This window comes from Streptomyces sp. NPDC059567, from assembly GCF_042735655.1.
Lineage (GTDB): Bacteria > Actinomycetota > Actinomycetes > Streptomycetales > Streptomycetaceae > Streptomyces.
Genome location: NZ_JBHWBS010000011.1, coordinates 89,618 through 112,986 on the forward strand (window position 1 = coordinate 89,618; position 23,369 = coordinate 112,986).

The window sequence follows — 23,369 nt, forward strand, 5'->3', positions numbered from 1 at the left end:
GCGCGGCCGCGGGTCCAGGGCTTTGTACTTGGCGGCGCCGGCGGCGGCGTGTGTCGCACCCGGACTCGCCCTCATCCGCGAGGGCGGCAACCGGGTCGGGCAGGTCATCGCCGGACTCGTCAGCTTCTTCAATCCCGGTCTGGTGGTGATCGGCGGCGGGGTCACCGGCCTCGGTCACAACCTCCTTGCCAGTGTCCGCACCCAGGTCTACCGGCAGTCCCTGCCGCTGGCCACCGGCAACCTCCCCATCGTGCTCGGCGAGTTGGGCCCGACAGCCGGAGTCATCGGCGCGGCCCGCCTCATCAGCGACCACCTCTTCTCCCCGGCGTAACCCGCCCGCGGGCGGTCGTGGGCATTCGTTCCTTCCCTCGGACTCCGTCCGGGGACCCCAGTGGAACGGGTGCGCACACACCACCCACGGGCCCGCACCCGCCGGAACCACCTCAGCACCCACTCGCTCAGGCGCAGCCCGCACCCGCCGAGGGGATCCCACCCATGCCGCAAGAGCCGCCACCGCACGCACCCCTGCTCACCATGTCCGCCATCACCAAGTCCTTCCCCGGCGTCCGCGCCCTCGACGGCGTCGACCTCGAAGTCGCCCCCGGAGAGGTCCACTGCCTCCTCGGCCAGAACGGCGCCGGCAAGTCCACCCTCATCAAGGTCCTCGCCGGCGCCCACCAGCCCGACGGCGGCCGGATCACCTGGCGCGGCGAGCCCGTCCAGCTCCGCTCCCCGATCGCCGCCATGCGGCTCGGCATCGCCACGATCTACCAGGAGCTCGACCTCGTCGAAGGGCTGTCCGTCGCCGAGAACGTCCACCTCGGCCACGAACCCACCACCGCCGGATTCGTCGTCCGCGGCCGCGAGGCCAGGACGGCCACGGCCGCGCTCCTCAAGCGGCTCGGCCATCCCGAGATCGACCCCGCCCGCCTCGTCGGCGACCTCTCCGCCGCCCAGCAACAGATCGTCTCGATGGCCCGCGCCCTCTCCCACGACGTCCGCCTCATCGTCATGGACGAGCCGTCGGCCGCCCTCGACCCCGACGAGGTCGACAACCTCTTCCGTATCGTCGCCGACCTCACCGCGGCCGGCGTCGCGGTCGTCTACATCTCCCACCGCCTGGAGGAGATCCGCCGCATCGGCGACCGGGTCACCGTCCTCAAGGACGGCCGGGCCGTGTCCGGCGGGCTGCCCGCGGCTTCCACACCCACCCGGGACATCGTTGCCATGATGACCGGTCGGAATGTCGAATACGTCTTTCCGCCCCGCCCCGCCGAACCACCGGCCGCCGCGCCCGTCCTCCAGGTCCAAGGGCTCGCCAGGGAAGGCGAGTTCGACCCCGTCGACCTCGAACTGCGGCCCGGTGAGATCGTCGGCCTCGCCGGACTCGTGGGATCGGGCCGCTCCGAGATCCTGGAGACGATCTACGGAGCCCGGAAGGCCACCGCCGGACGGGTCGTCGTCGACGGCCGCACCCTGCGCCCCGGCAGCGTCCGCGACGCGGTCCGTGCCGGTCTCGGCCTCGCTCCCGAGGAGCGCAAGGCCCAGGGGCTGCTGATGCTGGAGTCCGTCACCCGCAATGTGTCGGTCTCCACGCTCGCCCGCTTCTCGCGCGCCGGCTGGATCGACCGCGACGCCGAACGCGAAGCCGCCCGGACGGCCACCCGGGAGCTGTCGCTGCGACCCGACAACCCCGACGCCCGGATCCGTACCCTCTCCGGCGGGAACCAGCAGAAGGCCGTCCTCGCACGGTGGCTGCTGCGCGGCTGCCGCGTCCTGCTGCTCGACGAGCCGACCCGCGGCGTCGACGTCGGAGCCCGCGCCGAGCTCTACGCCGTCATCCGCCGCCTCGCCGACGACGGCCTCGCCGTCCTCCTCGTATCGAGCGAAGTGCCCGAGGTCCTGGGCCTCGCCGACCGTGTCCTGGTGCTCAAGGAGGGCCGGGTCGTCCACACGGCGCCCGCCCGTGAGCTCGACGAACACCGCGTACTCGACCTCGTGATGGAAGGGAGCCCCACGTCATGACGCTGTCCACCGCCAAGAGCACCGAGGCGCCTGCACAAGGGGGTGGCCGGCGCCCACTCGGGCTGAAGGCCGATGTCCGCAACCTCTCCCTGCTCGGGGTGCTCGCCGTCCTGATCGCCGTCGGCGGCTTCACCAAGCCCGACGAGTTCCTCAGCCCCTCCAACCTCCAGCTCGTCCTCACCCAGGCGTCCGTCATCGGCGTCGTCACCGTCGGCATGACCTTCGTCATCACCAGCGGCGGCATCGACCTCTCCGTCGGCGCGATCGTCGCCCTCGCCTCCGTCTGGGCGACCACGCTCGCCACCCAGGAGTACGGCTTCGCGGGCATCCTCTTCACGGCCGTCGTCGTCGGGCTCGGCTGCGGACTGGTGAACGGGCTGCTCATCGCCTACGGCGGGATGGTGCCGTTCATCGCGACGCTCGCCATGCTCGCCTCGGCCCGCGGACTCGCCCTCCAGATCACCGACGGCCGGACCCAGATCGTCACCGTCGACTCCGTCCTCGACCTCGGCCTCCCCGACGCCTACATCCTGGGCGTCCCGCCGCTCGTCCTCGTCTTCGCGGCGGTCACCGTCGTCGGCTGGCTGATCCTCAACCGGACCACCTTCGGCCGCCGCACGGTCGCCGTCGGCGGCAACGCGGAAGCCGCCCGCCTCGCCGGCATCGACGTACGCCGCCAGCGCCTCTACCTCTATCTGCTCTCCGGCCTGTGCTGCGGCATCGCGGCGTTCCTGCTGATCATCCTGTCCGGCTCAGGCCAGAACACCAACGGCAACCTGTACGAACTCGACGCCATCGCCGCCGCGATCATCGGCGGAACCCTGCTCTCCGGCGGCCGCGGCACCATCGTCGGCTCCGTCCTCGGCGTCCTGGTCTTCACCACGATCACCAACATCTTCGCGCTCAACAACCTGCAGAGCGATGTCCAGCAGATCGCGAAGGGCGCGATCATCGTCGCCGCCGTCCTCGTACAGCGCCGCACCGCCCGCCACGGCGAGGCCTGACCCCCTACCCCCGCAACGCCCCCGTACCTCCCTCACCCCCGAAGGGATCCATCGCCATGCCAGAAACCAGCCGCAGAGGACTGCTGTTCGGCACCGCGGCCGTCTCCGCCGGAGCGCTGCTCACCGCCTGTACCAGCAACGAGCCCAAGAACCAGGCCCCGGCCGCGAGCAACGTCCCGGCCGCCGACGACAAGCCCGGCACCCCCGTCACCATCGGCTTCGCCGGCCCGCAGGCCGACCACGGCTGGCTCAACGCCATCAACCAGAACGCCAAGGAGCGCGCGAAGAAGTACTCCGAGGTCACGCTGGAGATCACCGAGGGCTCCAACGACACCGCCATCCAGATCGGCCAGATCCAGACCCTCATCAACAAGAAGGTCGACGTCCTGGTCATCCTGCCCGCCGACGGCAAGGCGCTCACCCAGGTCGGCCTCCAGGCCATGAAGGCCGGCATCCCCGTCATCAACCTGGACCGCATCTTCGCCTCCCCGCAGGCCTACCGCTGCTGGATCGGCGGCGACAACTACGGCATGGGCCTCAACGCCGGCCGCTACATCGGCGAGAAGCTCAAGGACAAGCCGAACGCCACGGTCATCGAACTCGCCGGCATGGACAGCCTGGAACTGACCAAGCAGCGCACCCAGGGCTTCGACGACGCCCTGAAGAACTACCCCAACATCCGCAAGGCGGCCCGCCAGGCCGCCGACTTCACCGTCGAGTCCGGCCAGGCCAAGATGGCCCAACTCCTCCAGGCCCAGCCGAAGTTCGACGCCCTGTGGAACCACGACGACGACCAGGGCGTGGGTGCGCTGCGCGCCATCGCCCAGGCCGGCCGCAAGGACTTCCTGATGGTCGGCGGCGCCGGCGCCAAGTCCGCCATGGACGCGATCAAGGCCGACGACAGCGTCCTCAAGGCCACCGTCCTCTACCCGCCGACCATGGCCGCCTCCGCCATCGACCTGGCCCGCGCCCTCGGCCAGAAGAAGGGCGTCGGCGGCATGGCCGAGCTGGAGATCCCGGCCTCCATCACCCTCTACTCGGCCGTCGTGACCAAGGAGAACGTCGACGAGTACCTGCCCACCGGCTTCAGCTGACCGGCCTCCGGCCGCCCCCACCGCGCAACCGACGAGGAGGAATCCGTATGGAACAGAGGGACAGCGAGGCCGGCGAGGCCACGCCGCCGACACTCGGCATCGGCATGGTCGGATACGCGTTCATGGGCGCCGCCCACTCCCAGGGGTGGCGCACCGCGGGACGCGTCTTCGACCTGCCGATGCGGCCGGTCCTCGCCGCCGTCGCCGGCCGTGACGCGACCGCCGTCCGGGCCGCCGCCGCGCAGCACGGCTGGGCGGCGACGGAGACCGACTGGCGCGCCCTCGTCGCCCGCGACGACGTCCAGCTCGTGGACGTCTGCACCCCGGGCGACAGCCATGCGGAGATCGCCATCGCCGCGCTGGAGGCCGGCAAGCACGTCCTGTGCGAGAAGCCGCTCGCCAACTCGGTCGCCGAGGCCGAGGCCATGGTCGCCGCCGCCACGGCGGCGGCCGCCCGCGGCCAGGTCGCCATGGTCGGCTTCAACTACCGGCGGGTGCCGGCGATCGCGTACGCCCGCCGGCTCATCTCCGAGGGCAGGCTCGGCGCGCTCCGGCACGTACGGGTCACCTATCTGCAGGACTGGCTCGTCGACCCGGGCTTCCCGCTGACCTGGCGCCTGGAGCGCGAGCACGCGGGATCGGGAGCCCTCGGAGACCTCGGCGCGCACGCCGTCGACCTCGCCCAGTACCTGGCGGGGGAGCTCCTGGTCGGGGTGTCGGCGCTCACCGAGACCTTCGTACGGGAGCGGCCGCTGCTCGCCGGGGTGTCGGCAGGGCTCGCCGGGGCTCCCGCGGGCGCGGCGTACGGGACGGTGACCGTGGACGACGCGGCGCTGTTCACCGGGCGGCTCGCCTCCGGGGCGCTCGCCTCCTTCGAGGCGACCCGGATGGCCGCCGGCCGCAAGAACGCCCTGCGGCTGGAGATCAACGGAGAGAAGGGCTCGCTCGCCTTCGACCTGGAGCGGCTCAACGAACTCTCCTTCCACGACCACACCGAGCCCGCCGCCTCCGCCGGGTTCCGCCGCATCCTCGTGACCGAGCCGGACCACCCGTACCTGGAGGGCTGGTGGCCGCCCGGTCACGCGCTCGGCTACGAGCACACCTTCGTCCACCAGGCCCGCGACCTGGTCCTCGCCATCGCGTCCGGGACCGGCCCCGCGCCGTCCTTCGCCGACGGGCTCCAGGTGCAGCGGGTCCTCGCCGCGGTGGAGGAGAGCGCCGAGAAGAACGCCGTCTACACCCCCGTACAGGTCTAGGAGGCCGTCCATCGTGACCCGTCCCTTCACCCTCTTCACCGGCCAGTGGGCCGATCTGCCGCTGGAGGAGGTCTGCCGGCTCGCCCGTGACTTCGGCTACGACGGCCTCGAACTCGCCTGCTGGGGCGACCACTTCGAGGTCGACAAGGCCCTCGCGGATCCGTCGTACGTCGACGGCCGCCGCGCCCTCCTGGAGAAGTACGGCCTGAAGTGCTGGGCGATCTCCAATCATCTGGTGGGCCAGGCCGTCTGCGACCATCCGATCGACGAACGCCATCAGGCGATCGTGCCGGCCCGGATCTGGGGCGACGGAGAGCCCGAAGGCGTACGGCAGCGGGCGGCACGCGAACTGGCCGACACCGCACGGGCCGCCGGGGCGCTCGGCGTCGACACGGTCATCGGCTTCACCGGCTCGTCGATCTGGCATCTGGTGGCGATGTTCCCGCCGGTGCCGGAACGGATGGTCGAGCGCGGCTTCCAGGACTTCGCCGAGCGCTGGAACCCGATCCTCGACGTCTTCGACGCCGAAGGCGTGCGCTTCGCCCACGAGGTCCATCCGAGCGAGATCGCCTACGACTACTGGACCACCCAGCGCGCCCTGGAGGCCGTGGACCACCGGCCGGCCTTCGGGCTCAACTTCGACCCGAGCCACTTCGTCTGGCAGGACCTGGACCCGGTCGGATTCCTGTGGGACTTCCGCGACCGGATCTACCACGTGGACTGCAAGGAGGCCCGCAAGCGCCTCGACGGCCGCAACGGGCGGCTCGGCTCGCACCTTCCCTGGGGCGATCCGCGGCGCGGCTGGGACTTCGTCTCCGCCGGGCACGGAGACGTGCCCTGGGAGGACGTGTTCCGGATGCTCCGCTCGATCGGCTACGCGGGGCCCGTCTCGGTGGAGTGGGAGGACGCCGGGATGGACCGGCTCACCGGCGCTCCGGAAGCGCTCTCCCATCTGAAGCGGTTCGACTTCGACCCGCCGGCGGCCTCCTTCGACGCCGCATTCGGCGGCGATCGGTAGCCCTCGGGGCTGCATGCACGCAGGTCGGCGCCTGGTGGCGGCAACGCCACCGGGCCGGTCCGCCCTGCCCGCGAGCGGCTTTGTCCTCTCGCGGTGAAAAGTTCGACAGCACCGACGCACAAGGGCTTTCGGGCATGGACGAACCCCACTACGGTCCCTGTGTGGCTGATGTGTACATGACGTAACTGTGAAACGCGACCAGCGTGACGGCGCACGCCGGTCCCCGGACAACCCGCACACCCGGCCCTACTCCGGAGGACACCCGTGCACAGAAAACGACTCCGAACCAGGAAGTCACTCGCCCTGCTCACCGTCGGACTCCTCGCCCTCGGCACCCCCCAGGTCCTCGCCGCCCAAGCGGACGACACCGCCGCCGCGGCAGCCGAGGAGTTCCAGCAGATCACCCTCGCCAAGGGCGGCGAAGAAGTCGGCGAACCCATGTCGCTCGCCGTACTCCCCGACCGCAGCGTCCTGCACACCTCACGAGGCGGCGAACTGCGCCGCACCGACGCCGCCGGCAACACCAAGGTCATCGGCACCATCCCCGTCTACTCCCACGACGAGGAAGGCCTCCAGGGCATCGGACTCGACCCCGACTTCGCCCGGAACAAGGCCATCTACCTCTACTACGCCCCGCCGCTCACCACCCCCGCGGGCGACGCCCCCGAAAACGGCACCGCCGCCGACTTCGCCAAGTACGACGGCGTCAACCGACTCTCCCGCTTCACGCTGAAGGCCGACGGAACCCTCGACAACGCCAGCGAGAAGAAGGTCATCGACATCCCCGCCACCCGCGGCATCTGCTGCCACGTCGGCGGCGACATCGACTTCGACGCCCAGGGCAACCTCTACCTGTCGACCGGCGACGACTCCAACCCCTTCGCCTCCGACGGCTTCACCCCCATCGACCAACGCCCCGGCCGCAACCCCGCGTTCGACGCCCGAAGGACCTCCGGCAACACCAACGACCTCCGCGGCAAGATCCTCCGCATCAAGGTCGCCGACGACGGCTCCTACACCGTCCCCGACGGCAACCTCTTCGCACCCGGCACCGACAAGACCCGCCCCGAGATCTACGCCATGGGCTTCCGCAACCCCTTCCGCTTCAGCGTCGACAAAGCCACAGGCGTGCTCTACGTCGGCGACTACGGCCCCGACGCCGGCGCCGCCGACCCCACACGCGGACCCGCCGGCCAGGTCGAGTTCGCCCGCATCACCAGGCCCGGCAACTTCGGCTGGCCCTTCTGCACCGGCAAGAACGACCCCTACGTCGACTACGACTTCGCCACCAAGGTCTCCGGCGCCACCTTCGACTGCGCCGCGCCCAAGAACGACTCCCCGTACAACACCGGCCTCGTCGACCTCCCGCCCGCCGAACCCGCCTGGATCCCCTACAACGGCGGCTCCGTACCCGAGTTCGGCACCGGATCCGAATCACCCATGGGCGGACCCGTCTACCGCTACGACGCCGACTCCACCTCCCCGGTGAAGTTCCCGGAGTCGTACGACGGCGACTTCTTCGCCGGCGAGTTCGGCCGCCGCTGGATCAAGCGCATCGAACAGGGCGCCGACGGCGCCGTCCAGTCCATCAACTCCGTCCCCTGGACCGGCACCCAGGTCATGGACATGGCCTTCGGCCCCGACGGAGCGCTGTACGTCCTCGACTACGGCACCGCCTGGTTCGGCGGCGACCACAACTCCGGCCTCTACCGCATCGAGAACGCCACCGGAGGCCGCTCCCCGGCCGCCGAAGCGAGCGTCGACAAGACCTCCGGCAAGGCACCGCTCAGGGTCGCCTTCTCCTCCGCCGGAACCACCGACGCGGACGGCGACGCCCTCACCTACAGCTGGGACTTCGGCGACGGCGGCACATCGACCGCCGCCAACCCCACCTACACCTACCGCACGAACGGCACCTACACGGCCACCGTCACCGCGAAGGACCCGAGCGGCCGCACCGGCTCCGCATCCGTCCACGTCGTCGTCGGCAACACCGCACCCAAGGTGACCCTCGAACTCCCCTCGGAAGGAGCCCTCTTCGGCTTCGGCGACGAGATCCCCTTCAAGGTGACCGTCACCGACCCGGAAGACGGCACCATCGACTGCGCCAAGGTCAAGGTCACCTACATCCTCGGCCACGACAGCCACGGCCACCCCATCACCTCCGCCAACGGCTGCACCGGCACCATCAAGACCTCCGCCGACGGTGGCCACGACGACGACGCCAACATCTTCGCCGTCTTCGACGCCGAATACACCGACGGCGGAGGCGGCGGCCAGGCCGCCCTCACCACCCACGACCAGGCCAAACTCCAGCCCCGCCACCGCCAGGCCGAGCACTTCGACGCCCAGAACGGCATCGCCGTCATCGACAAGGCACCGGCGAACGGCGGACGGACCGTCGGCGACATCAACGACGGCGACTGGATCTCCTTCAAGCCCTACAACCTGAGCGGATCCACCAAACTCACCGCCCGCGTCTCCTCCGGCGGCGCAGGCGGCTTCCTCGAAGTCCGCACCGGATCACCCACCGGCACCCTCCTCGGCTCCGCACCCGTCCCCGTCACCGGCGGCTGGGAGACCTTCCAGGACATCGACGTACCCCTGCGAAGCGTGCCCCGCAAGACCACCGAACTCTTCCTCGTCTTCAAGGGCGGCACCGGCGCCCTCTACGACGTCGACGACTTCACCCTCTCCAACAGCCCCGTCGACCGCACCGCCAAGCGGGTCCTCGTCTTCTCCCGCACCGCCGGATTCCGGCACGACTCCATCGCCTCCGGCATCACCGCACTCAAGGAACTCGGCGCCGGCAGCAACATCACCGTCGACGCCACCGAAGAACCCCGCCAGTTCACCACCAACAACCTCGCCCGCTACGACGCCGTCGTCTTCCTCTCCACCACCGGCGACGTCCTCAACGCCGAACAGCAGACCGCCTTCGAGAACTACGTCTCCACCGGCGGCGGCTACATGGGCATCCACGCCGCCGCCGACACCGAGTACGACTGGGAGTTCTACGGCGGACTCGTCGGCGCCCACTTCGCCTCCCACCCGCAGATCCAGCCCGCCACCGTCCGCGTCGAGGACCACGACCACCCCGCCACCGCCCACCTCGACGGCCCCTGGCAGCGCACCGACGAGTGGTACAACTACCGCACCAACCCGCGCGGCCAGGCCCGCGTCCTCGCCACCCTCGACGAGACCACCTACCAAGGCGGCACCATGAAGGGCGACCACCCCATCGCCTGGTGCAAGTCCTACGGCGGCGGCCGCTCCTTCTACACCGGCGGCGGCCACACCAAGGAGTCCTACACCGAAGCGGCCTTCCGCCAGCACCTCCTCGGCGGACTGCGCTACGCCGCCGGCCAGGTCACCGCCGACTGCCGGCCCCAGACCGGCTACCGCGACCTCTTCAACGGAGAGACCCGCGAAGGCTGGAAGCAGGCCGGACCCGGCAGCTTCGACGTCACCGACGGCGAACTGCGCTCCGTCGGCGGCATGGGCATGCTCTGGTACCAGGCCAAGGAGTTCTCCTCCTACTCCCTCAAGCTCGACTGGAAGGCCGCCGGAGACGACAACTCCGGGATCTTCGTGGGCTTCCCGGCCTCCGACGACCCCTGGTCCGCCGTCAACAAGGGCTACGAGATCCAGATCGACGCGACCGACGCCGCCGACCGGACCACCGGAGCCGTCTACGGCTTCAAGTCCGCCAACCTCAAGGCACGCGACGCCGTGCTGCGACCGCCCGGCCAGTGGAACAGCTACGAGATCCGCGTGCAGGGCGAACGGCTCCAGGTCTTCCTCAACGGAGTGAAGATCAACGACTTCACCAACACCGACCCGGTCCGCAGCCTGAAGGACGGCCACATCGGCATCCAGAACCACGGCGCCGACGACCAGGTCTCCTTCCGCAACATCCAGCTCAGGGAGCTCGCCCCGTAGAGCTCCCGCACAGCCGGCGGCGGGCGGGGTGGCGCCGTACCCCCCGCCCGCCGTCTCCACCACCGTCCCAGGGAGGCAGGGCCGTGACCACAGGAACACACACGGGAGCCGGAACGCGCACGGGAGTCTGGTTCATCGGAGCGAGAGGCTCCGTGGCCACCACGGCCGTGGCCGGCTGCGCCGCGGCCACGGCCGGCCTGCACCCACCGACCGGCATGGTGACCGAGACCGACACCTTCACGACCGCGGGCCTGCCACCGCTCGCCTCCCTCGTCTTCGGCGGACACGACACGGCGGCGTGTCCGCTCCCCAAACGGGCCGAGGCACTCACCGCCGCGGGCGTCCTCCCGCACGGCCTCGCCACCGCCGTCACGGCCGAACTCGCCGCCGCCGACACGGAGATCCGCCCCGGCGGGCCACTGCCCGGCGACACCCGCGAAGAGCGCGAACTCATCCGCTCATTCGCCGCAGACATGACAGACTTCCGGAACCGGCTGGCATTGAAACGAGTCGTCGTCGTCAATGTGGCCTCTACGGAGCCGGCGTCGGGGGGCGCCGGGCTCCCACCCAGCTCCCTCTACGCCGCCGCCGCCCTGCGCGCCGGCTGCCCCTACGTCAACTTCACCCCCTCCACCGGACTGCGCCACCCCACCCTCACCACCACCGTCGAGGCGAGCGGCCTTCCCCACGCGGGACGCGACGGCAAGACCGGCCAGACACTCCTGCGCTCCGTCCTCGCCCCGATGTTCCTCCAACGCGCCCTGACCGTGCGGGCCTGGTCCGGCACCAACCTCCTCGGTGGCGGCGACGGCGCCGCCCTCGCCGACCCGGCCGCCGCCGCGGCCAAGAACGCCGGCAAGGAACGCGTCCTCGCGGACATCCTCGGCCGAGCCCCGGAAGGCCAGGTCCACATCGACGACGTCCCCGCCCTGGGGGAGTGGAAGACAGCCTGGGACCACGTCGCCTTCGAGGGCTTCCTCGGCTCCCGCATGACCCTCCAGACCACCTGGCAGGGCTGCGACTCCGCCCTCGCCGCGCCTCTGGTGCTCGACCTGGCCCGGCTGACGGCACGCGCCCACGAGAGGGGCCTGACGGGCCCTCTGGAGGACCTGGCCTTCTACTTCAAGGACCCGGAGGGCGAGGCTCCCGCCGCGCTGGCGGACCAGTACGCGCGACTCCTGGCCTTCGGCGCCCGCCTGGGGGAGGCACGGTGAGCGGACGCCTCGCCCCGTGGGCGGAACTGCTGCGCGTCTCCGCCCTGTTCACCGTGCCCGGGGACGCCCTCGCGGGCGCGGCGGCCACCGGCCTGCGACCGAACCGGTCCACTCTGCTGGCCATCGGCTCCTCCCTCTGCCTGTACGAGGCCGGCATGGCCCTCAACGACTGGGCCGACCGCGCCGAGGACGCCGTCGACCGCCCCCACCGCCCGATCCCCTCCGGCCGCATCACCCCCCGAGCGGCCCTCACCGCCTCGGCCGCGCTGACCGCCGCCGGCCTCGGCCTCGCCGCCCGCGCGGGCCGCCCGGCGCTCACGGTCGCCACCGCCCTCGCCGCCACCGTCTGGGCCTACGACCTCCACCTCAAACACACCCCGGCAGGGCCCGCGGCGATGGCGGGGGCACGGGCGCTGGACCTCCTCCTCGGCACGGTCGCGACCTCCACCGGGGGGCCCTCCCCCTCCCCCTCCCCCCACCCTCCCCTCCGCCCCTCCCGCCCGCCGCGGGAAGCGCTGCGCTCGGCCGCGCTCCTGGGCGCGCACGTCTACGGGGTCACCACGGTCTCCCGCCACGAGGCACAGGGAGGCTCGACCCGGACCCCGCTGCTGGCCCTCGCCACCACCCTGGCGCTGGCCGCCGAAGCCACCCGCACCGCCAAGGCATGCCCCCTCGTGACCGCCGTGCTCGCCGCCGCCTACGCCCACACCCCGGCCACCCCGCTCCTCCACGCGGCCCTCAACCCGTCCCCTCCCCTCACCCAGCGCTCCGTCGGCGCCGGCATCCGTGCCGTGATCCCCCTCCAGGCCACCCTCGCCGCCCGGGCCGGCGCACCCCGCACCGCACTCGCGCTCCTCTGCCTCACCCCGCTCGCCCGCGCCCTCGCCCGGAAGGTGAGCCCCACATGACCCACCAACCCCCCGGACTCCGCCTCGGCTACGGCACCAACGGCCTCACCGACCTCCGCCTCGACGACGCCCTCGCCCTCCTCGCCGACCTCGGCTACGACGGCGTCGGTCTCACCCTCGACCACATGCACCTGGACCCCCTCGCCCCCGACCTGGCCGCCCGGACCGCCCGACTGGCCCGCCGCCTGGGATCACTCGGCCTCGAAGTCACCGTCGAGACAGGCGCCCGCTACGTCCTCGACCCACGCCGCAAGCACGCCCCCTCCCTCCTCGACGCCGACCCCGACGCCCGCGCCGCCCGCACCGACCTCCTCCTCCGCGCCGTCCGCGTCGCCGCCGACCTCGGCGCCCACGCCGTCCACTGCTTCAGCGGCATCACCCCCGCGGCCGCCTCCGAGCCGACCGCCTGGAAGCGCCTCGCCGCATCCCTCACCCCCGTCCTCGAAGCAGCGGACTCCGCCGGCGTCCCGCTGGCCGTCGAACCCGAACCCGGTCACCTCCTCGCCACCCTCGACGACTTCCACACCCTGCGCGGCCTCCTCGGCGACCCGGACCCCCGCCTCCTCGGCCTCACCCTCGACATCGGCCACTGCCAGTGCCTGGAGTCCGCCTCCCCGGCCGACTGCGTCCGTGCCGCCGCCCCGTGGCTGCACCACGTCCAGATCGAGGACATGCGCCGCGGCGTCCACGAGCACCTCCCGTTCGGCGACGGAGAGATCGACTTCCCGCCCGTCCTCACGGCCCTCGCCGAACTCACCGCCGCCGGCTACCCGGGCCTGACCGTCGTCGAACTGCCCCGCCACTCCCACGCCGGCCCCGAACTCGCCCGCTCCTCCCTCTCGTTCCTCCGCGACCAGCCCGCCCCACGGGAGGCCCCGGCATGATGACCGACTCCGCCCGCGCCTGGCTCGACGAGGCCCTCACCGCCGCCACGGCCCACACCGCACTCTGGGAGCTGCGCTTCGCGTCCGCCGGCCGGCACTGCGGCGCCGAGCACGCCGACTCCGCCCGCGTCCTCCTCCTCAAGGCGGCCCACGCCGACACGGCCGTCCTCACCCGCCTCTACCACCAGGGCTCCACCGCCGAACGACGCGCCGTCCTCCTCGCCCTCCCCTCACTCGTCAGCGGGCCGGAGGCACTGCCTCTGATCGAGGACGCGCTGCGCACCAACGACACCACCCTGTTCTCCGCCGCCCTCGGCCCCTACGCCGCCTCCCATCTCGCCCCGCACTCCTGGCGCCACGCCGTCCTGAAGTGCCTCTTCACCGGCGTCCCCGTCGACGTCGTCGCCGGCCTGTCCCACCGGGCCCGCGGTGACCGCGAACTCGCCCGGATGCTCACCGACTACGCCGCCGAACGCACCGCCGCCGACCGCCCCGTCCCCGCCGATCTCGACCGCGTCCTCGCCCTCACCGCCCCCACCGAGGAGTCCTGATGCGCATCTTCGACCCCCATATCCACATGTCCTCGCGCACCACCGACGACTACCGGGCGATGTACGACGCCGGAGTGCGCGCCCTGGTCGAGCCCTCCTTCTGGCTCGGCCAGCCCCGCACCTCACCCGCCTCGTTCTTCGACTACTTCGACTCCCTCCTCGGCTGGGAGCCCTTCCGTGCCGCCCAGTACGGCATCGCCCATCACTGCACCCTCGCCCTCAACCCCAAAGAGGCCAACGACCCCCGCTGCACCCCCGTTCTCGACGCCCTGCCCCGCTACCTCGTCAAGGACAACGTCGTCGCCGTCGGCGAGATCGGCTACGACTCCATGACCCCGGCCGAGGACAGCGCCCTCGCCGCCCAGCTGCAGCTCGCCGCCGACAACGGCCTGCCCGCCCTCGTCCACACCCCCCACCGCGACAAGCTGGCCGGCCTGCGCCGCACCCTCGACGTCGTCCGCGAGTCCGCACTCGCACCCGACCGGGTCCTCCTCGACCACCTCAACGAGACCACCGTCAAGGAGGCCGCCGACAGCGGCGCCTGGCTCGGCTTCTCCATCTATCCCGACACGAAGATGGACGAGGACCGCATGGTCGCCGTCCTCAAGGACCACGGGCTCGAGCGCGTCCTCGTGAACTCGGCCGCCGACTGGGGCAAGAGCGATCCGCTCAAGACCCGCAAGGTCGGAGACGCCATGCTCGCCGCCGGATTCTCCGACGACGACGTCGACCAGGTGCTCTGGCGCAACCCCGTCACCTTCTACGGCCTCAGCGGCCGCCTCCGTCTCGACCCCCCTTCACCCGACACGTCCCACCAGGGCAACTCCATCCTCCGCGGCGGGGAATGAGGCGAGCCCGCCGATGCGCTTCCGCCACCCCGACGGCTCCACCGTCCACCTCGCCTACTGCACCAACGTCCACCCCGCCGAGACCCTCGAAGGCGTCCTCGCCCAGCTCCGCGACCACTGCGAACCCGTCCGCCGCCGTCTCGGCCGCGACCGGCTCGGCATCGGCCTCTGGCTCGCCCGGGACGCCGCCCGCTCGCTGATCACCGACCCGGCCTCCCTGCGCGCACTGCGCGCCGAGATCGACCGCCGCGGCCTCGAGGTCGTCACCCTCAACGGCTTCCCGTACGAGGGGTTCGGCGCCGAAGAGGTCAAGTACCGCGTCTACCAGCCGGACTGGACCCGCCCCGAACGTCTCGCCCACACCACCGACCTGGCCCGTCTCCTCGCCGCCCTCCTTCCCGACGACATCACCGAGGGCACCATCTCCACGCTGCCGATCGCCTGGCGCACCCCCTTCGACTCCCGGGCCGCGGACACCGCCCGCACCGCCCTGACCACTCTCGCCGAACGCCTCGACGCCCTTGAGGAACTCACCGGGAAATCCGTCCGCATCGGACTCGAACCGGAACCCGGCTGCACCGTCGAGAGCACCGCGGACGCGATCGCCCCGCTCACCGCCCTCTCAAGCCCCCGCATCGGCGTCTGTGTCGACACCTGCCATCTCGCCACCTCCTTCGAAGACCCGCACGCCGCTCTGGACGCCCTCGGCTCGGCCGGCATCCCCGTCGTCAAGACCCAGCTCTCCGCAGCACTGCATGCCGAACACCCCCATCTCCCCGAGGTCCGCGCCGCGCTCGCCGAGTTCGCCGAACCCCGCTTCCTCCATCAGACCCGCACCCGGACCGCCGCCGGTCTCCGCGGCACCGACGACCTGCCCGAAGCCCTCGCGGGCCGCTCGCTCCCCGACGGCGCCCCCTGGCGCGCGCACTTCCACGTCCCCCTCCACGCCCCACCGGCGCCCCCGCTCACCTCCACCCTTCCGGTACTCAGGTCTGCCCTCGCCCTGCTCGTGGGCGGCCCCCGCCCGCGGACCCATCACCTGGAGGTCGAGACCTACACGTGGCAGGCACTTCCGGCCGACCGGCGTCCCCGCACCCGCGCCCGCCTCGCCGACGGCATCGCAGCCGAACTCACCCTGGCCCGTGACCTGTTGAGCGACCTCGGCCTCAAGGAACTCCCATGACCAGCCCCCGGAGCGACACCCGACCCACCCCCCTCCTGGTCCTCGACGTCGTCGGTCTCACCCCCCGTCTCCTGGAGCACATGCCCCACCTCCAGGCTCTCGGCCGGACCGGATCGCAAGCGGCTCTCTCCACCGTCCTGCCGGCCGTCACCTGCACCGCCCAGTCCACCTTCCTCACCGGCACCCTCCCTTCCGAACACGGCATCGTCGCCAACGGCTGGTACTTCCGCGACCTCGGCGACGTCCTCCTCTGGCGCCAGCACAACGGCCTCGTCTCCGGCGACAAACTCTGGGACGCCGCCCGACGCGCCCACCCCGGCTACACCGTGGCCAACATCTGCTGGTGGTACGCCATGGGCGCCGACACCGACATCACCGTCACCCCCCGTCCCGTCTACTACGCCGACGGCCGAAAGGAACCCGACTGCTACACCCGGCCCCCGGCCCTCCACGACGAACTCACCGACAAGCTCGGCACCTTCCCCCTCTTCCACTTCTGGGGCCCGGGCGCGGACCTGGTCTCCAGCCGATGGATCATCGACGCCACCCGCCACATCCTGCGCACCCGCCGCCCCGACCTCGCCCTCTGCTACGTCCCACACCTCGACTACGACCTCCAGCGGTACGGCCCCGACGACCCGCGGTCCTTCCGGGCCGCGGCCGAACTCGACACCGCCCTCGCACCCCTCCTCGACGACGCCCGCGCCGAAGGCCGGACGGTCGTCGCCCTCTCCGAGTACGGCATCACCCGTGTGAACCGGCCCGTCGACATCAACCGGGCCCTGCGCCGAGCCGGCCTCCTCGAGGTCCACACCCAGGACGGCATGGAGTACCTCGATCCGATGGCCTCCCGGGCCTTCGCGGTCGCCGATCACCAACTCGCCCATGTGTACGTCCGACGCCCCGAAGACCTCGACGTCGTCCGAGAGGCCCTCGCCGGACTGCCCGGCATCGAGCGACTCCTCGACGACGAGGGCAAGAAGGAGCACGGCCTCGACCACCCCCGGTCCGGGGAGCTCGTCGCCCTCGCCGAACCCGACGCATGGTTCACGTACTACTACTGGCTCGACGACGCGATGGCACCGGACTTCGCGCAGCTCGTCGAGATCCACCGCAAACCCGGCTACGACCCCGTCGAGCTGTTCATGGACCCGCTCGACCCGTACGTACGGATCAAGGCGGCGAAGGCGATCGCCCGCAAGAAGCTCGGCATGCGCTACCGGCTGGCGGTGGTCCCCCTCGACCCCTCACCTATTCGCGGCAGCCATGGCCGCCTCCCCACGAGCGATGACGAAGGTCCGCTCATTCTGTGCTCCACCCCCCGCGCTGTAAGCGGCCGCGTCGCGGCCACCGATGTGAAGTCCCTCTTGCTCCACCTGGCCGGTCTTCACTGACCGGACTCCAGTGAAGCAGACCCGTCCGACAACAAGGAGTTATCCACAGATGAGCCGCACCCGCCGCACCCCCGCCGACCCGGAGCTCGCCCACAAGCTCAGCAGACGGAACATGCTGGGCGTCGCCGCCGGCGCGACCGCCGCGGCCCTCCTCGGCGCGACCGCCCCCACCGCCACGGCCGCGGAAGCCGCACCCGGCACCGCGGCCGCCGACCGGGGTCACGGCCGGGGCCGCCCCGTCATGCCCCCGGGACGCCTCGGCATCCAGCTCTACTCCCTGCGCGACAAGGTGGCCACGCTCGGCTTCGCCGCCGTCTTCGCCGAGCTGCAGAAGTACGGATACGACGAGGTCGAGTTCGCCGGCTACAGCCAGGGCTCGGCCGGCCCCATCACCCTCGCCCAGCTGAAGCGGCTCACCCGCGACAACGGTCTGCGCGGCATCGGAAGCCATGTCGGCTACTACTCCTCCGACCCCAACGCGTACACCTTCGCCCAGAACCTCGACCAGGTCCTCGACGACGCCCAGGCCCTCGGTCTCCCGCACATCGGGACCGCCTCGGGCCCGTGGCGCTACGGGGCCACCGTCGACGGCTGGAAGCGCTGCGCCGAGGAGTTCAACCACTACGGCGCCGAGGCGAAGAAGCGCGGCATGAAGTTCTACCAGCACAACCACGCCGAGGAGTTCTCCTTCGCCACCGACCGGCCGAACGTCCGCCTCTACGACGTCCTGCTCGCCGAGACGGACCCCGATCTCGTCCACCTCGAGATGGACATCTACTGGGCGTACGCCGCCCAGTTCCGCTTCTCCCGTCGCGTCGACGGCACCCCGGCGCCCTTCGACCCGCTGGACTACGTACTGGACCAGCCGCACCGCTATCCGCTCTTCCACGTCAAGGACGGCGAACGCGACGACTCCGTCCGCGACGGCTACCGCATGGCGGACGTCGGGGACGGAGACATCGACTACCGGCGCTTCATCTCGGCGGTGAACCGCACCCAGCACGGCTACCGCTCCCACCACTGGCAGGCCGAACACGACAACCCGGTCGAGTCGTTCGCCTTCGCCCGCAAGTCCGGCGCGCACCTCCACTCCCTGCGCGAGAAGGACTGCTGACCCAGGCGGCCACCGCGCTCACGCGTCCCGGCTGATCGGCCGCGGGTTCGCCGCCACCCGGCGGGCCCGCGGCCTTCCCGGCGGATGCAGGAAGATCGCCACGAATCCGGCGAACAGCGAGATCGACCCGGCCAGCAGGAACGCGCCCGAGTAGTCCCAGGCCGAGACCACGACCGCGCCCATGCCCGAGCCGAGCAGCCCGGACACCAGCTTGGAGCTGTAGACCAGACCGTAGTTGGAGGCGTTGTTGTTCTCCCCGAAGTAGTCGGCCGTCATCGCCGCGAACATCGGGAAGATCGCGCCGCCACCGAAGCCGGAGATGCTGGAGAACACCAGGAACAGCGGGAGATTGTGGATCGTGCCGGACCAGAGGATTCCGTATTGGGCGAGCCCGAGGACGATACAGACGAAGATGAGGCACTGCTTGCGGCCGTAGCGGTCGGAGAGCCAGCCGATCACGCCCCGCCCGGTGCCGTTCACGATCGCCTTCAGCGACATCGCGGTCGCCACGATCCCGCCCGCGAAGCCCGCCTCGTCACCGAACGGGACCTGGAAGGCGATCCCGAAGATGTTGACGCCCGACGTGCACAGCAGACAGAACCACATCAGCGCGACCCGCCCGGTCCGCCAGGCCTCGATCGGCGTGTACTGCTTCACCGCCGGCGGGTTCTTCTCCAGCGCCCGGCGCGCCCGTGGGTCGTCCGGCTTCCGCAGCGGATCCACCGTGTCCGGCCACCAGTTCTTCGGCGGGTCCTGGAAGAAGTATCCGGCCACCGCGACCATCGCGGCCAGGAAGAGCCCGACGGCCACCAGCACCCAGCGGAAGTTCGTCAGGTCCATGTAGCCGGTGAAGATGAAGACGAACGGCACGGAGCCGTACGCGAAGCCGCCGTTGACGAACCCCGTCTTGCCGCCCTTCCGCTCCGGGTACCACTTGCCGACCATGTTGACGCAGGTCGCGTAGACCATGCCCGCGCCCATGCCGCTGAACATGCCGAAGCCGACGTACGCGACGATCACATGGGGCGCGTACGCGAGGGAGACGTAGCCGAGCAGGGTGCCGACGGCGCCGAGCATCATCGCCCAGCGGGCCGGCAGTTTCCCGCTTTCGCGCAGCTTGCCGGCCGGGAAGGCGACGGCTGCCTGGAAGAACACCCAGACCCCGAGCATCCAGAAGATGTGCGCGCTGCTCCAGCTGTGCGCGGTGTGCAGGGTCTCCTCGGCGGAGGCGAACGCGTACTCCGCCGAGCTGATGCCCATCATGCCCACCCAGGGCAGGATGACCATCCACTTGCGTTTGCGGCCCATCAGGTCGATGTCGGTCTCGCCGAGCCGGTACGTGCGGCCGTTGGCGTCCGTCACCTCCCTGTAAGGGAGGGTAGTGGTGATGTCGGTTGTCGTCATGGAGATCGAACCCCTTGCGTGGAAGAAGTCTGGCCAGCGCCCCCTGTCCGTTCCCTTCGCACCGGGGCCCGCGGCGAGCGGCCACCGCGAGCCCCGTGGTTCGAGCTGTCGCTCAGCTCATCGACCGCCTCCCAACGCCGTCCTCGCCGAGAAGCCCGGCCGCCCGGGCCCACCGGTACTTCGCACCGAGCACGGCCACGGGCCGCTCGGTCGTGTACGGATAGGCCACGACGCCGCGTTCGAAGAGGTACTGGCAGGCCTCCTCGACCTCGACGTCGCCGGCCAGCGATGCCACCACCGGCTTCTCGATGCCCCGCCCACGGAACTCCGCCACCACGCGCGCGGTGAGCTCGGCGAAGACCATCGGGGGAGTGACGATGGTGTGCCAGTAGCCCAGGACGAGCGCGTGGATCCGGGGGTCCTCCAGGCCGAGCCTGATGGTGGCCTCGTACGTCGACGGCGGTTCGCCGCCCGTGATGTCGATGGGGTTGCCCGACGCCCCGAAGGGCGGGATGAACGCCTTGAAGGCGGCGTCCAGGTCGTCCGGGATCTCCATCAGCCGCAGTCCGTTGTCGACGATCGCGTCCGACAGCAGCACCCCCGACCCGCCGGCGCCGGTGATGACGACGACGTTGTCCCCCTGCGGGGCCGGCAGGACGGGCAGGGCCCGGGCGTACTCCAGCATGTCGCTGAGCCCCGGGGCCCGGATCACCCCGGCCTGCCGCAGGATGTCGTCGTACACCGCGTCGTCACCGGCGAGTGCGCCCGTGTGCGAGCCGGCCGCCCGGGCCCCGGCGCTGGTCCGCCCCGCCTTGAGGACGACCACCGGCTTCTTCGGGACGGTCCGACGGGCCGCCTCGACGAAGGCCCGCCCGTCCTTGAGGTCCTCCAGGTGCATCGCGATGCACTCGGTGCGGGGGTCCTCGCCGAACCAGATCAGCAGATCGTCCTCGTCGATGTCCGACTTGTTGCCGAGACCGACGATCGCCGACACACCCGTCCGCGTGGTGCGGGCGAAGCCCAGGATCGCCATGCCGATCCCGCCCGACTGCGAGGTCAGCGCCACGCCACCCTTGACGTCGTACGGGGTGCAGAAGGTGGCGCACAGGTCCTGCCAGGTCGAGTAGTACCCGTAGATGTTGGGGCCGAGGAGCCGGATTCCGTACCGCTCCGCCACGGCGACGATCTCGTCCTGGAGCGCGTGCTCGCCGGTCTCGGCGAAGCCGGACGGAATGAGCACCGCGTTGGGAATGCCCTTGCGACCCACCTCCTCCAGCGCCGACGCCACGAACGGAGCGGGGATCGCGAAGACCGCCACATCCACCTCACCGGGAACGTCCGTGACACTCTTGTACGCCTTGCGGCCCAGAATGTCATCGGCCCGGGGGTTCACCGGATGGATCTCGCCGGGGAACCCGCCGTCGATGAGGTTGCGCATCACCGAATTGCCGATCTTTCCCCGCTCGTTGGAGGCCCCGATCACGGCCACCGACGCCGGCTGCATCAGCCGACGCATCGACCGCAGGATCTCCTCGCGGCCGAACGTCCGGCGTGGCGTCGGGACTTCGGTGGCGAGGATGATGCGGATGTCGGCCGCCGTCGCGCCCTCGGATGTGGCGATCACCGGGTTCAGGTCGACCTCGGCGATCTCCGGGAAGTCGGTGACCAGTTGGGAGACGCGCCGGATCTGTTCGGCGAGCGCCCACCGGTCCACCGCCGGCGCCCCGCGCACTCCGCGCAGGATCTCGGCCGCCCGGATCGAGTCGAGCATCGACGCCGCCTCGTCGGCGGTGACCGGGGCGAGCCGGAAGGTGACGTCCTTCAGCACCTCCACCAGCACCCCGCCGAGCCCGAACGCGACGACCTTCCCGAAGGCGGGGTCGGTCACGGCGCCGACGATGACCTCCTGGCCCGGTGGCAGCATCTGCTGCACCTGCACGCCGTCGATGCGCGCGTCCGGAGCGTAGGCCCTGGCGCTCTCGACGATCCGGCAGAACGCCTCACGGACCTGGGCCGCGCCCTCGACCCCGACGACGACACCGCCCGCGTCGGTCTTGTGCAGGATGTCGGGGGAGACGATCTTCAGGACCACCTTGCCGCCGAGCCGGTGGGCCTGTGCCACCGCCTCGTCGACGTCCCGGGCGAGCGCCTCGCCGGGCACGGCGATGCCGTACGCGTCGGCGATCGTCTTGCCTTCGGGGGCGGTGAGCGCCGTGCGCCCGTCCGCTCGTACGGCATCGAGCAGTTCGCGTACCGCCCGCTGGTCGAAGCTGTGCGTCGTCACTAGATCACCCCACTCGTCTTCAGCAGCCGCAGCTCCTCGTCGCCGAGACCGAGTTCGCCGATGTAGACCTCTTCGTTGTGTTCGCCGAGCAGCGGTGACGTGATCACGTCGACGGGGGAGTCGGAGAGCTTGAGCGGGGAGCCGACCGTGGTGAAGCTGCCGCGCTCGGGGTGGGGGACCTCGACCACCATCTCGTTGGCGACCAGCGAGGCGTCCTCGATGATCTCCTTGGTGGACAGGATCGGACCGCACGGGATGCCGCGTGCGTTCAGCAGCTCCAGCACCTGCCACTTGGGCAGGGTCGAGGACCACTCCTCGATGAGCTGGAACATCTTGGGGAGCTTGGGCAGCCGGGCCTCCGGCGTCGCCCACTCCGGGTCCTCGGCGAGCTCGGGCCGGCCGATCAGCTCCGAGATCGGGGACCAGCCGACGGGCTGGACGATGACGTACACGTAGTCGTTCGGACCGCCGGGGGCGCAGCGCACCGCCCAGCCCGGCTGGCCGCCGCCGGAAGCGTTACCCGAACGAGGGACTTCCTCGCCGAAATCTTCGTTGGGATACTCGGAGAGCGGTCCGTGGGACAACCTCTGCTGGTCCCGCAGCTTCACCCGGCACAGATTCAGTACCGCGTGCTGCATCGCGACGTTCACCCGCTGCCCCCGCCCGGTGTTCTCGCGCTGGAAGAGCGCCGCCAGGATCCCGGCCACGGCATGGACGCCGGTGCCGGAGTCACCGATCTGGGCGCCCGTCGCCAGCGGCGGCCCGTCCTCGAACCCGGTGGTGGCCATCGAGCCGCCCATGGCCTGAGCGACGACCTCGTACGCCTTGAAGTCGGTGTACGGGCCGTCCCCGAACCCCTTGATGGAGGCATAGACGATTCGCGGATTGATCTCCTGGATGCGTTCCCAGGTGAAGCCCATCCGGTCGACGGCTCCCGGGCCGAAGTTCTCGACCATGACGTCGCTGCGCCGGATCAGCTCGGTGAGGAGTTCCTTGCCGCGCTCGGTCTTGGTGTTCAGGGTGATGCTCCGCTTGTTGCAGTTGAGCATCGTGAAGTAGAGCGAGTCGACCTCCGGGATGTCCCGCAGCTGCTTGCGGGTGATGTCACCGGAGGGGGCCTCCAGCTTCACCACGTCCGCGCCGAGCCAGGCGAGCAGCTGGGTGGCGGACGGACCGGACTGCACATGCGTCATGTCGAGGACGCGGATGCCTTCAAGAGCCTTGGTGCCCTGTGTCGTGGTCATGA

At 71.0% G+C, this 23,369-nt stretch carries 18 protein-coding genes; 15 read left to right on the top strand and 3 right to left on the bottom strand.

What is annotated here, in order from left to right; translation table 11 throughout:
* The 15 genes from ACFVZW_RS08490 to ACFVZW_RS08560 all read left to right on the top strand — a co-directional run.
* Positions 1-331 (top strand): ROK family protein (locus tag ACFVZW_RS08490; RefSeq protein WP_384518608.1); only part of this gene is annotated, 331 nt, incomplete at its 5' end.
* 164 nt (positions 332-495) lie between these two features.
* Positions 496-2,025 carry a sugar ABC transporter ATP-binding protein gene (locus tag ACFVZW_RS08495; RefSeq protein WP_384518610.1) on the top strand — a complete coding sequence of 510 codons (1,530 nt, stop codon included), beginning with the start codon at positions 496-498 and terminating at the stop codon, positions 2,023-2,025.
* On the top strand, positions 2,022-3,029 hold the full coding sequence (locus ACFVZW_RS08500) for an ABC transporter permease (RefSeq protein WP_384518613.1): 1,008 nt from the start codon (positions 2,022-2,024) through the stop codon (positions 3,027-3,029). Before ACFVZW_RS08495 ends, ACFVZW_RS08500 begins: the two co-directional genes overlap by 4 nt.
* Positions 3,030-3,085: 56 nt before the next feature.
* Positions 3,086-4,123, top strand: coding sequence for a substrate-binding domain-containing protein (locus tag ACFVZW_RS08505; RefSeq protein ID WP_384518616.1), 1,038 nt, complete (start codon positions 3,086-3,088; stop codon positions 4,121-4,123).
* A 47-nt stretch (positions 4,124-4,170) separates the two neighbouring features.
* A complete protein-coding gene (locus ACFVZW_RS08510; RefSeq protein WP_384518619.1) occupies positions 4,171-5,379 on the top strand; it encodes a Gfo/Idh/MocA family protein in 1,209 nt (402 codons plus the stop codon).
* Positions 5,380-5,392: 13 nt separating this feature from the next.
* Complete coding sequence (locus ACFVZW_RS08515) at positions 5,393-6,397, top strand: sugar phosphate isomerase/epimerase family protein (RefSeq protein WP_376430570.1); 1,005 nt, start codon at positions 5,393-5,395, stop codon at positions 6,395-6,397.
* A gap of 264 nt (positions 6,398-6,661) precedes the next feature.
* Positions 6,662-10,339, top strand: coding sequence for a ThuA domain-containing protein (locus ACFVZW_RS08520; protein ID WP_384518622.1), 3,678 nt, complete (start codon positions 6,662-6,664; stop codon positions 10,337-10,339).
* 83 nt (positions 10,340-10,422) lie between these two features.
* Positions 10,423-11,553 carry an inositol-3-phosphate synthase gene (locus ACFVZW_RS08525; RefSeq protein WP_384518625.1) on the top strand — a complete coding sequence of 377 codons (1,131 nt, stop codon included), beginning with the start codon at positions 10,423-10,425 and terminating at the stop codon, positions 11,551-11,553.
* The gene (locus ACFVZW_RS08530; protein ID WP_384518628.1) at positions 11,550-12,461 is read left to right on the top strand and encodes an SCO3242 family prenyltransferase; all 912 of its coding nucleotides are present in this window, start codon (positions 11,550-11,552) and stop codon (positions 12,459-12,461) included. The genes ACFVZW_RS08525 and ACFVZW_RS08530 overlap by 4 nt, the downstream gene beginning before the upstream one ends.
* Positions 12,458-13,345, top strand: coding sequence for a sugar phosphate isomerase/epimerase family protein (locus ACFVZW_RS08535; RefSeq protein WP_384518631.1), 888 nt, complete (start codon positions 12,458-12,460; stop codon positions 13,343-13,345). Before ACFVZW_RS08530 ends, ACFVZW_RS08535 begins: the two co-directional genes overlap by 4 nt.
* Positions 13,342-13,896 (top strand): EboA domain-containing protein, encoded by a 555-nt coding sequence (locus tag ACFVZW_RS08540; RefSeq protein WP_384518634.1) that lies wholly within the window; start codon positions 13,342-13,344, stop codon positions 13,894-13,896. Before ACFVZW_RS08535 ends, ACFVZW_RS08540 begins: the two co-directional genes overlap by 4 nt.
* On the top strand, positions 13,896-14,744 hold the full coding sequence (locus tag ACFVZW_RS08545; RefSeq protein ID WP_384518636.1) for a TatD family hydrolase: 849 nt from the start codon (positions 13,896-13,898) through the stop codon (positions 14,742-14,744). Before ACFVZW_RS08540 ends, ACFVZW_RS08545 begins: the two co-directional genes overlap by 1 nt.
* A 13-nt stretch (positions 14,745-14,757) precedes the next feature.
* The gene (eboE, locus tag ACFVZW_RS08550; RefSeq protein ID WP_384518639.1) at positions 14,758-15,927 is read left to right on the top strand and encodes a metabolite traffic protein EboE; all 1,170 of its coding nucleotides are present in this window, start codon (positions 14,758-14,760) and stop codon (positions 15,925-15,927) included.
* Positions 15,924-17,321 (top strand): alkaline phosphatase family protein, encoded by a 1,398-nt coding sequence (locus tag ACFVZW_RS08555; RefSeq protein WP_384518642.1) that lies wholly within the window; start codon positions 15,924-15,926, stop codon positions 17,319-17,321. The genes eboE and ACFVZW_RS08555 overlap by 4 nt, the downstream gene beginning before the upstream one ends.
* 49 nt (positions 17,322-17,370) lie before the next feature.
* Positions 17,371-18,435 carry a sugar phosphate isomerase/epimerase family protein gene (locus ACFVZW_RS08560; RefSeq protein ID WP_384518645.1) on the top strand — a complete coding sequence of 355 codons (1,065 nt, stop codon included), beginning with the start codon at positions 17,371-17,373 and terminating at the stop codon, positions 18,433-18,435.
* A gap of 18 nt (positions 18,436-18,453) precedes the next feature.
* Here the strand turns inward: ACFVZW_RS08560 and ACFVZW_RS08565 are convergent, their stop codons facing one another.
* The 3 genes from ACFVZW_RS08565 to frc all read right to left on the bottom strand — a co-directional run bounded on the left by ACFVZW_RS08565 (position 18,454) and on the right by frc (position 23,367).
* Positions 18,454-19,839: an OFA family MFS transporter gene (locus ACFVZW_RS08565; RefSeq protein WP_384518648.1), complete on the bottom strand. Its 1,386-nt coding sequence runs from the start codon at positions 19,837-19,839 to the stop codon at positions 18,454-18,456.
* 112 nt (positions 19,840-19,951) lie between these two features.
* Positions 19,952-22,123 carry an acetate--CoA ligase family protein gene (locus ACFVZW_RS08570; RefSeq protein WP_384518651.1) on the bottom strand — a complete coding sequence of 724 codons (2,172 nt, stop codon included), beginning with the start codon at positions 22,121-22,123 and terminating at the stop codon, positions 19,952-19,954.
* Positions 22,123-23,367: a formyl-CoA transferase gene (gene frc, locus ACFVZW_RS08575; protein WP_384518653.1), complete on the bottom strand. Its 1,245-nt coding sequence runs from the start codon at positions 23,365-23,367 to the stop codon at positions 22,123-22,125. The genes ACFVZW_RS08570 and frc overlap by 1 nt, the downstream gene beginning before the upstream one ends.
* Positions 23,368-23,369: the final 2 nt, after the last annotated feature.

Coding starts and splice junctions, on each gene's coding strand:
- eboE (WP_384518639.1), top strand. CDS start 14,758: ATGCGCTTCCGCCACCCCGACGGCTCCACCGTCCACCTCGCCTACTGC.
- ACFVZW_RS08565 (WP_384518648.1), bottom strand. CDS start 19,839: ATGACGACAACCGACATCACCACTACCCTCCCTTACAGGGAGGTGACG.
- ACFVZW_RS08540 (WP_384518634.1), top strand. CDS start 13,342: ATGATGACCGACTCCGCCCGCGCCTGGCTCGACGAGGCCCTCACCGCC.
- frc (WP_384518653.1), bottom strand. CDS start 23,367: ATGACCACGACACAGGGCACCAAGGCTCTTGAAGGCATCCGCGTCCTC.
- ACFVZW_RS08560 (WP_384518645.1), top strand. CDS start 17,371: ATGAGCCGCACCCGCCGCACCCCCGCCGACCCGGAGCTCGCCCACAAG.
- ACFVZW_RS08555 (WP_384518642.1), top strand. CDS start 15,924: ATGACCAGCCCCCGGAGCGACACCCGACCCACCCCCCTCCTGGTCCTC.
- ACFVZW_RS08510 (WP_384518619.1), top strand. CDS start 4,171: ATGGAACAGAGGGACAGCGAGGCCGGCGAGGCCACGCCGCCGACACTC.
- ACFVZW_RS08545 (WP_384518636.1), top strand. CDS start 13,896: ATGCGCATCTTCGACCCCCATATCCACATGTCCTCGCGCACCACCGAC.
- ACFVZW_RS08535 (WP_384518631.1), top strand. CDS start 12,458: ATGACCCACCAACCCCCCGGACTCCGCCTCGGCTACGGCACCAACGGC.
- ACFVZW_RS08500 (WP_384518613.1), top strand. CDS start 2,022: ATGACGCTGTCCACCGCCAAGAGCACCGAGGCGCCTGCACAAGGGGGT.
- ACFVZW_RS08505 (WP_384518616.1), top strand. CDS start 3,086: ATGCCAGAAACCAGCCGCAGAGGACTGCTGTTCGGCACCGCGGCCGTC.
- ACFVZW_RS08495 (WP_384518610.1), top strand. CDS start 496: ATGCCGCAAGAGCCGCCACCGCACGCACCCCTGCTCACCATGTCCGCC.